Annotated in this window: 7 protein-coding genes and 1 rRNA gene; all 8 read left to right on the top strand. The window is 41.2% G+C overall.

Annotated features, from left to right (window positions below; translation table 11 throughout):
• Window positions 1-540 precede the first annotated feature (540 nt).
• A complete protein-coding gene (locus BO222_RS01275) occupies window positions 541-1,230 on the top strand; it encodes an N-acetylmannosamine-6-phosphate 2-epimerase (RefSeq protein WP_075817669.1) in 690 nt (229 codons plus the stop codon).
• 181 nt (window positions 1,231-1,411) lie between these two features.
• Window positions 1,412-2,329, top strand: a complete 918-nt coding sequence (locus BO222_RS01270) for a dihydrodipicolinate synthase family protein (RefSeq protein ID WP_075817667.1) — start codon at window positions 1,412-1,414, stop codon at window positions 2,327-2,329.
• 314 nt (window positions 2,330-2,643) lie between these two features.
• Window positions 2,644-4,185: a sodium:solute symporter gene (locus BO222_RS01265; protein ID WP_075817665.1), complete on the top strand. Its 1,542-nt coding sequence runs from the start codon at window positions 2,644-2,646 to the stop codon at window positions 4,183-4,185.
• Between the two features lie 117 nt (window positions 4,186-4,302).
• Window positions 4,303-4,758 carry a YhcH/YjgK/YiaL family protein gene (locus tag BO222_RS01260; protein WP_075817663.1) on the top strand — a complete coding sequence of 152 codons (456 nt, stop codon included), beginning with the start codon at window positions 4,303-4,305 and terminating at the stop codon, window positions 4,756-4,758.
• Window positions 4,759-4,878: 120 nt separating this feature from the next.
• A complete protein-coding gene (locus BO222_RS01255) occupies window positions 4,879-5,802 on the top strand; it encodes an ROK family protein (RefSeq protein WP_075817661.1) in 924 nt (307 codons plus the stop codon).
• A gap of 150 nt (window positions 5,803-5,952) precedes the next feature.
• Entirely contained in the window at window positions 5,953-6,786 is an 834-nt protein-coding gene (locus BO222_RS01250; RefSeq protein ID WP_075817659.1) for a MurR/RpiR family transcriptional regulator, read from the top strand.
• A gap of 77 nt (window positions 6,787-6,863) precedes the next feature.
• The gene (locus BO222_RS01245) at window positions 6,864-7,508 is read left to right on the top strand and encodes a GDSL-type esterase/lipase family protein (protein ID WP_075817657.1); all 645 of its coding nucleotides are present in this window, start codon (window positions 6,864-6,866) and stop codon (window positions 7,506-7,508) included.
• Between the two features lie 600 nt (window positions 7,509-8,108).
• Window positions 8,109-8,208, top strand: a 16S ribosomal RNA gene (locus tag BO222_RS01240); the annotation flags it as partial.

The following is an 8,208-nucleotide window of genomic DNA, read 5'->3' as shown; positions in this document are numbered from 1 at the left end:
TTATCGTATTCGTGAGGCTTGAAGCCGAAAAATGGCTGATTCCAGATAAAAATTTCTGGTAGATTCTGAACACCACGATGAAGTGCGGAGCAATTCGCGCTTCTATCTGCTTAACTTAATGACATTGAGATTTTCTGAAAACAAAAGATTCTGAAGGGGAACTGGCGTCCGGAATGATCAGGTGCTTTCAATTTGGTTGTTTGGTTGCATATATGCAGAATATCCAGATTTCAGGTTTATATGCTTTGCGGGCTTTATATATTCAGCTGCTTGGCCCTGTTCATCTGGTAGATTTCTGAAGCATTTCACAGCCAAAAAAACAGAAAAAAGGAGTTGTAACTGAAAGAGAAAACAATCGAAAGCGCTTTGACCGGAATATAATTTCATTTTTTATCGATAAAAATCATCTTAAGACGGCTGAAAATAGGGTGAAAAGCTTAATTTTATGGATTATACTGAAAGTAAATTCTAAATATACTTTAGACTTTGAAATAAATTACAGATGCGATATACTTCCATTGTCAACAAGGAGAACAACTCATGAACACAAAAGGTATTGAATCAATCAAGGATCATCTGATCGTCTCCTGCCAGGCGCTGCCAGAAGAACCGCTTCATTCTTCCTTCATTATGGGAAGAATGGCCAAAGCCGCCAAAGAAGGCGGAGCGGCTGGCATCCGTGCTAATTCAGTTGAAGATATTCGAGAAATCCAGACTCAGGTCGATCTTCCAATTATTGGAATCATCAAGCGGGATTATCCCGAAAATGGAGTCCGCATTACTCCAACCATCAAAGAAGTGGATGAACTGATGGAAGTTAAACCGGAAATCATCGCAGTGGATGCGACCGATCGAATTCGTCCCGATGGCAAGACTCTCGATGAATTCTTTGCAGAGATCAAGGAAAAGTATCCAGAACAGAAATGGATGGCTGATTGCTCAACGGTTGAAGAAGCTCTTCATGCAGATCGGTTAGGTTTTGATTTCATCGGAACAACTCTGGTGGGATATACCCCTGAATCCGAAGGTGAGCACATCGAAAGCAACGATTTCGAAATTATTCGAAAAATTCTCAAGGATGCAAAACATCCGGTAATTGCGGAAGGAAACATCGATACTCCTGAAAAAGTGCGCAGGGTCATCGATCTTGGATGTTACAGCGTAGTGGTCGGAAGCATTATTACCCGCCCCCAGCTGATCACCAGACGCTTTACCGACGCACTCAAATAGACCACATAAAAAATTTCTGGCCATTCGGCCAAAAAAATTTGAGTGGGATGTAACCGCTCACTGAGATTCTGGTGAATGCCATAGGACTTAAATGAAAAGTCTCATGAAGCGGCAGCCTTAATTGTGAAAACGAGAAGAAAAATAAATTTGAATCATCATCGAAGAAAAAGGAGAAAACAAGATGAGAAATTTAGAAAAGTACGAAGGAGTTATTCCAGCATTCTATGCCTGCTTTGACGAAAATGGAGAAATCAGCCCAAAAGCAGTACAGGATCTGACCCGCTACTTCATCGACAAGGGAGTTAAAGGGGTTTACGTAAACGGTTCTTCCGGAGAATGCATTTACCTGACTCCAGAACAGAGAAAGACAGTTCTTGAAAACGTCATGGAAGCCAACGATGGTTCCTTAACCGTTATTGCTCACGTAGCCTGCAACTCCACAAAAGAAAGCCAGGAACTGGCAAAACATGCTGAATCTCTTGGTGTTGATGCCATCGCATCCATTCCGCCAATTTATTTCAAGCTTCCAGAACACGCAATCGCTAAATACTGGAACGACATTTCTGCAGCAGCTCCAAACACTGACTTTGTCATCTACAACATTCCACAGTTAGCTGGCGTAGCCTTAACTCCTGCTCTGTATGAAGAAATGAGAAAGAACCCAAATGTCATCGGTGTTAAGAACTCTTCTATGCCAGTTCAGGACATTCAGATGTTCTGCGCAGATGGCGGCGATGACTATATCGTGTTCAACGGACCGGATGAACAGTTCATTTCCGGACGTCTGATGGGCGCTAAAGGCGGAATCGGCGGAACTTATGGTGTAATGCCTGAATTATTCCTGAAGATGAACGAAGCTCTTGCAAACAAGGACTGGGAACTGGCTAAAGCCATTCAGTACGATGTCAATGAAATCATCTACAAGATGTGCTCCGCTCATGGAAATATGTATGCAGTGATTAAGGCCATTCTGAAAGAAAACGAAGGTCTTGAACTCGGAAGCGTAGCTGCTCCGCTTGCTCCATTAGCAGAAGGCGATGAAAAAATCGTTAAAGAAGCTGCTGAAATGATTCGCGCTGCCAAAGCAAAATACCTTTAAAGAAAATTTTTGAATAAACCTGACTCGAACATTCAGGAAGAAATAAGATCAATCCTTATTCGATTCCTGTTCAAAAAAGAGGAGAACCTGCTTTCTCCTCTTCTTCAGACAGGGATCGAAAATTTTAAGAATCGAATAGAATTGAAAACTGTTTTATCTCTTAGGAAAAGCTAAGGGATTAAGAGATTACTGAAAAAATAATTGAGAACAAACTTAAGTGAAAGAAACTTGAGAATTGAATCAAAAAAGATGAACGAAGGAAAGGTGGTTCTTAAATTGAACCGATCCGTCCTCAATATTAAAAGGAGAACACGATGCAAGGTTTTACAGTAATTGACCTGATCATTCTGGTTGTCTACCTGGCAGCCGTCCTCGTAGCCGGTCTGTTCTTTGCTAAGAAAGATATGAAAGGCAAGGAATACTTCAAAGGTGATGGAACCATTCCATGGTGGGTAACATCCGTATCTATTTTCGCAACACTGCTTTCCCCAATTTCATTCCTGTCTCTGGCTGGTAACTCCTATGCCGGAACATGGATTATGTGGTTTGCACAGCTTGGTATGCTGGTGGCGATCCCATTAGCAATTCGCTTCTTCCTGCCAGTTTACGCAAAACTCGATATCGATACCGCATATCATTATCTTGAACTGCGTTATGGTTCCAAGGCTCTACGTATTCTTGGGGCTGTGATGTTTATCATCTACCAGATTGGACGTATGTCTATCATTATGTATCTGCCATGTATGGTACTGGCTTCCTTAACAGGAATTAACGTGAACATTCTGATTCTGATCATGGGTGTCATCGCAATTATCTACTCCTATACTGGAGGACTTAAATCTGTATTATGGACAGACTTCATTCAGGGATCTGTTCTGATTGTCGGAATTATCTTTGCCTTGATTTATCTGATGAGCAACATCGATGGCGGCATCGGCGCCGTATTCAACTCCTTCTGGACAGAACACAAGTTCCTGGCTCCAGATCAGCCAATCTTTGATGCCAACATCCTGCGCGACTCTGTATTTATCATGATTTTTGGTGCCGGACTGAATACTCTTGGTTCCTATGTATCCAGCCAGGATATCGTTCAGCGTTTTACCACCACAACAGATACAAAGAAACTGAATAAAATGATGCATACCAATGGAATCCTTTCTTTGGTACTTGCTACAGCTTTCTACCTGATCGGTACAGGACTCTATGTGTTCTATCAGCAGAATCCACTTCCACCTGCAGCCGCTCAGGACCAGATTTTCGCTTCATATATTGCATTTGAACTTCCAGTGGGTATTACCGGACTTCTATTGGCTGCTATTTACGCCGCTGCTCAGTCTACACTCTCAACCGGTCTGAACTCGGTTGCTTCTTCCTGGACTCTTGATATTCAGTCAAGACTTGCCAAGAATGAAATGAGCTTTGAAAAACAGACCCGTATTGGTCAGTATGTATCTCTGTTTGTAGGTATCTTCTCAATCGTAGTTGCAGTACTTCTTGCTTCTGGAGGAATCACTTCTGCTTACGAATGGTTCAACGGATTCATGGGTCTTGTTCTTGGAATTCTGGTTGGTATCTTCATTCTGGGTGTATTCTTCAGAAATGCCAACGCTTGCGGCGCCTTTGCCGGATTTGCAGCATCTACTGCTGTCATGATTTATGTGAAATACATGATGACTGATGTTTCCATCTGGTCATACTCTCTGATTTCTATTACTGTCTGCCTGGTAGTCGGATTGATCGCAAGCTGGATTTACAATGCGGTAACCGGAAAGAAATCCGAAGCTCCTCGCTTTACCGTATATTCTGATTTCAAAAAAGGTCTGAAAGAAGAAAAAGTCGAAGCAGCACAGGCTTAAGTTTTAATCATTTAAATATCATTTGATCCATAGGTATCAAAGCCATTCAAACAGAATCTCAGAGGTCCAAGCTGACTTCTGAGATTCTGAAATGGATCGAATTAAAAGGAGAATCCGATGATTTTTGCAAGATTAAATGAAAATGAATCCCAGGGAATCCTCGCCGAAGGTGTAAAAAAAGCAATTGAATTTGCTAAGAACAATGATCTGGCTTCCTTTGAAAAAGGTCAGCATGTGATCGATGGCGATGATCTCTTCGTAAATATCGTTGAATATACAACAACTGACCCGGAAAACCGTTTCTGGGAAGCTCATAAAGATTATCTTGATGTTCATGTACCAATTTCTGGAACTGAGCAGATTGATCTGAACTTTCTGTCCAATCTTGAAAAAGGTGAATACCAGAAAGAAGGCGACTTCCAGCCAGCACAGGGAGAAAAGAATACTTCAGTGATCATGCAGCCAGGTGATTTCCTTGTCTGCTATCCAGAAGACGCACATCGTACGGCTGTTGCGGTCAATGGAAAGCCAGAAACAGTAAAGAAAGCGATCTTCAAAGTAAAGATTGACTGATCTTAACGCCTTTCAGCATGAGTCTGAAAGGCTTTTTTCAAATGATATGTCTATAGATAAAACCAGATAAAATCCGTTTTGAACTTACAAGATGAAAAATGTCACAGGAGGCATAAGAATATGGAAGAAAGAAAAGAAATTGGACCAAAAAGAGAATTTATCTGCATCGATATCGGCGGAACAGCTATTAAATATGGAGTCATCACAAACCAGGATGAGGTCTTGCTTCAGAAGGAAACTCCAACCAATGCCAAAATACTAGGCGGAAAAGGGCTGGCTCAAAAGGTTCATGATCTCTGCAAACAGTTAATTCAGGAATTTCCGAATGTTGAAGGCATTGCAATTTCAACTGCGGGAGTTGTAGATACAGAAAAAACAGAAATCATTCATGCCTCCAATGCCATTCCTGGATACATCGGTGTGAATTATCGAGAAGAACTGGCCGATCTGAATCTGCCTGTCGAAGTCGAAAACGATGTCAATTCCGCTGGATTATCAGAATACGTGTCGGGCAGTGCAAAAGGGACCAAAAGCGCCCTGATCCTGACCATCGGGACAGGAATTGGCGGATGCTTTATTGAAGAAGGCCGATTGAGTCATGGAAATACCTATTCAGCCTGTGAAGTTGGATATATCCCAATCGATGGAGTTGCTTTTCAGGATCAGGCGGCTACAAGTGCCCTTGTTCGCTCGGTAGCTATGCTCAAAGATGAACCTGAATGCGAATGGAATGGACGGCGTATTTTTGAATGCGCTGAAAATGGAGATGAAGTATGCGAAGCTGAAATTGAAAAACTGGCCCGCCGCATTGGTAAAGGCATCGCTTCGCTTTGCTTCATACTCAATCCGCAGGTGGTTGTTCTTGGAGGTGGAATTATGGCTCGTCAAGACATTCTTCGTCCCTGGATCGAAGCGGGATTTGTCTCCAACTCCATCCCTCTGATTGCCAAAAATACTGAAATTCGTTTTGCGTCTCATCAGAATGCAGCCGGAATGAAAGGGGCCCTGGTTCACTTTTTACAGAAGCATCCTGAGCTTGCATAAATATATGAAGGTTTTCAGTCATTGGGTACATGATGAATTGAATCTGACGTATTGAATCATTGAATCCTGAATAAAAGGAGCAGAACAAGTCCAGGAGAAGTTTATACAAATCTGGATAGGATCATAAGAATAGAAAGAGCAGGTTGACTTATGCAATACAAGGAAAAATCCGCAATTCCATATATTGAAGCGGCATACTCAACATTTACCGCAACAGAAAAGGAGGTCGCAAAATACTTCCTGAAAGGGACTGTGCCTGAAGATTTTTCCCTGAAAAGCATTGCGGTTGAACTTGCGGTTTCTGAGGCGACTCTGGTTCGATTTGCGAAAAAATGCGGTTTTAAAGGTTTTCGGGAATTTATCTACCAGTATGAAAAAAGTCTGGTCGCAAACAAACCAACCGAAAATATTACTGAATCTTCTCTTCAGGTTCTTGATGCTTATCAGGACTTATTAACAAAAAGCTATTCCCTGATCAATGAAGAACAAATCTGTCGAATCGCAGTGATGATTTCTGAAGCTTCAAAAGTGTTTGTCGGTGGGATTGGATCGTCTGGATATGCCGCCAGAGAAATGGCTTATCGGTTCATGCGAATCGGTCTGAGCATTGAAGCGTTTGATGATTTTGACATGATGAGAATGATTGCGGTGTTCAGAAAACCTGATGATCTTGTGGTTGGGTTATCTCTATCTGGAAATCGGGATGTAATGCTGGATTATCTTCGCCTTTCAAGAGAGAGGGGAGCAAAAACAATACTGATCACATGCAATCAGTATGACTACCATAATAATATCTGTGATGAAATTGTTCTGGTTCCTTCATTAATTCATTTGAATCATGGAAACCTGATCTCCCCACAGTTTCCGCTGCTTGTGATGATTGATATATTGTATGCCGCTTATATGCGCTATAACCGGGACGAAAAACAGCGCCTGCATGATGAAACCCTCAGAGCCATTGAAACTGGCACTATAACAGAATAAGGTTGAGATTTTTTGCCTTTAAAAAAGGTAAATCAACAGAAGATTTGAAGTCATACAGAAAGGTAAACTGAATTAAAATGAAAAAAAGAATTCTTTGTTATGGAGATTCCAACACCTGGGGTTTTTCTCCGGAAGAATATAAAAGAATGGATGAGAGATGGACCAGAAATCTCTCATTAAATAAGGATCAGGTCGAGATTATTGAAGAAGGGCTCAATGGACGCAATGCCGTTTGCATTGACACCTTTCAGCCAGAAAAATGCGGATTTAAGGATTTTAAAAGGGCTCTAATTTCCCATCAGCCGCTGGATCTTATCGTCCTGATGCTTGGAACAAACGATCTGAAGTCTTCCTATCACAGTTCGGCCCGCTTTATTGCCAATGGGATTCGCCAGTATGTCTGTGAATATCTGAATCCGACTTTATTTGAAGGAATGCCTAAACCTGAGCTTCTGGTCATTTCACCTATTTTACTGGATGAGACTTTACCGGAAATTGTCGGTCCTGCCGGCAACTTCAACTCGTATTCTGTGGCTCAGTCCAAACTGCTTGCCCAAGAGATCAAGCAAGCGATAGCTCCATATCCAGTTCATTTTATGAATGCTGCAGAGTTTGCCTCTCCTTCGAAAATTGATGGAATCCATATGGATGAAAAAAATCATGGACTCCTGGCTAAAGCAATCACCAAAAAGATCCAGGAAAATTTTCCAGAATTAGACTAAAGAGAACAAAATTTAAGATATCCAAAAAGCGCGAATCAAGTCAGATCGCGCTTTTACTTTATTTGATCAGTTCAAACGAAGTAAAAGGATTTAAAAAATCGGATTAAAGAGTGACGATTGATTCAAAAGGCTTGATCTTTCTTATGTTAGGGATTAAGGTAAGCAAGCTGTTTATGGAATTGATTGAAAAATCAGAACTGAAACAGCAGTATTGAATATCCAGACTCCTTTATCTAAGGGCAAAAATCCTTATTTGTGAAAATCTAAAAATAATTCACAAAAAGGGTTGACCGATGATTGCTGGAGTGATATTCTTAATGAGCCTTGTGAGAGACGGCTTGTTTCTCACAAGTGAAGTCTTCTTCTGATTGTGAAATTCAAAAAGAAATTCACAAAAGTCTTTGACTTTGATCAGGACAGGGAGTAAGATAAACAAGCTTGTGAAAGATAAATAAATCTTCACAAATAACTCGTTCTTTGAAAACTTTACAGACAGTATGTACAAGTACCAATTGGTACAGGTTAAACAAACAAACCAAGTACAAGTCAATTCAACCTGAACAATCACAAAGTAAAAAACGCAAAAGCGTTGAGTCAAATCAAATGGAGAGTTTGATCCTGGCTCAGGATGAACGCTGGCGGCATGCCTAATACATGCAAGTCGAACGGTATCTTTGGATACAGTGGCGAACGGGTGAGT

The sequence above is a fragment of the Ileibacterium valens genome (genome assembly GCF_001945525.1).
In the GTDB taxonomy this organism is placed as follows: Bacteria; Bacillota_I; Bacilli_A; order Erysipelotrichales; family Erysipelotrichaceae; genus Ileibacterium; species Ileibacterium valens.
Note: the sequence above shows the minus strand (reverse complement) of the source record. Positions and strands in the feature narration are given on the sequence as shown.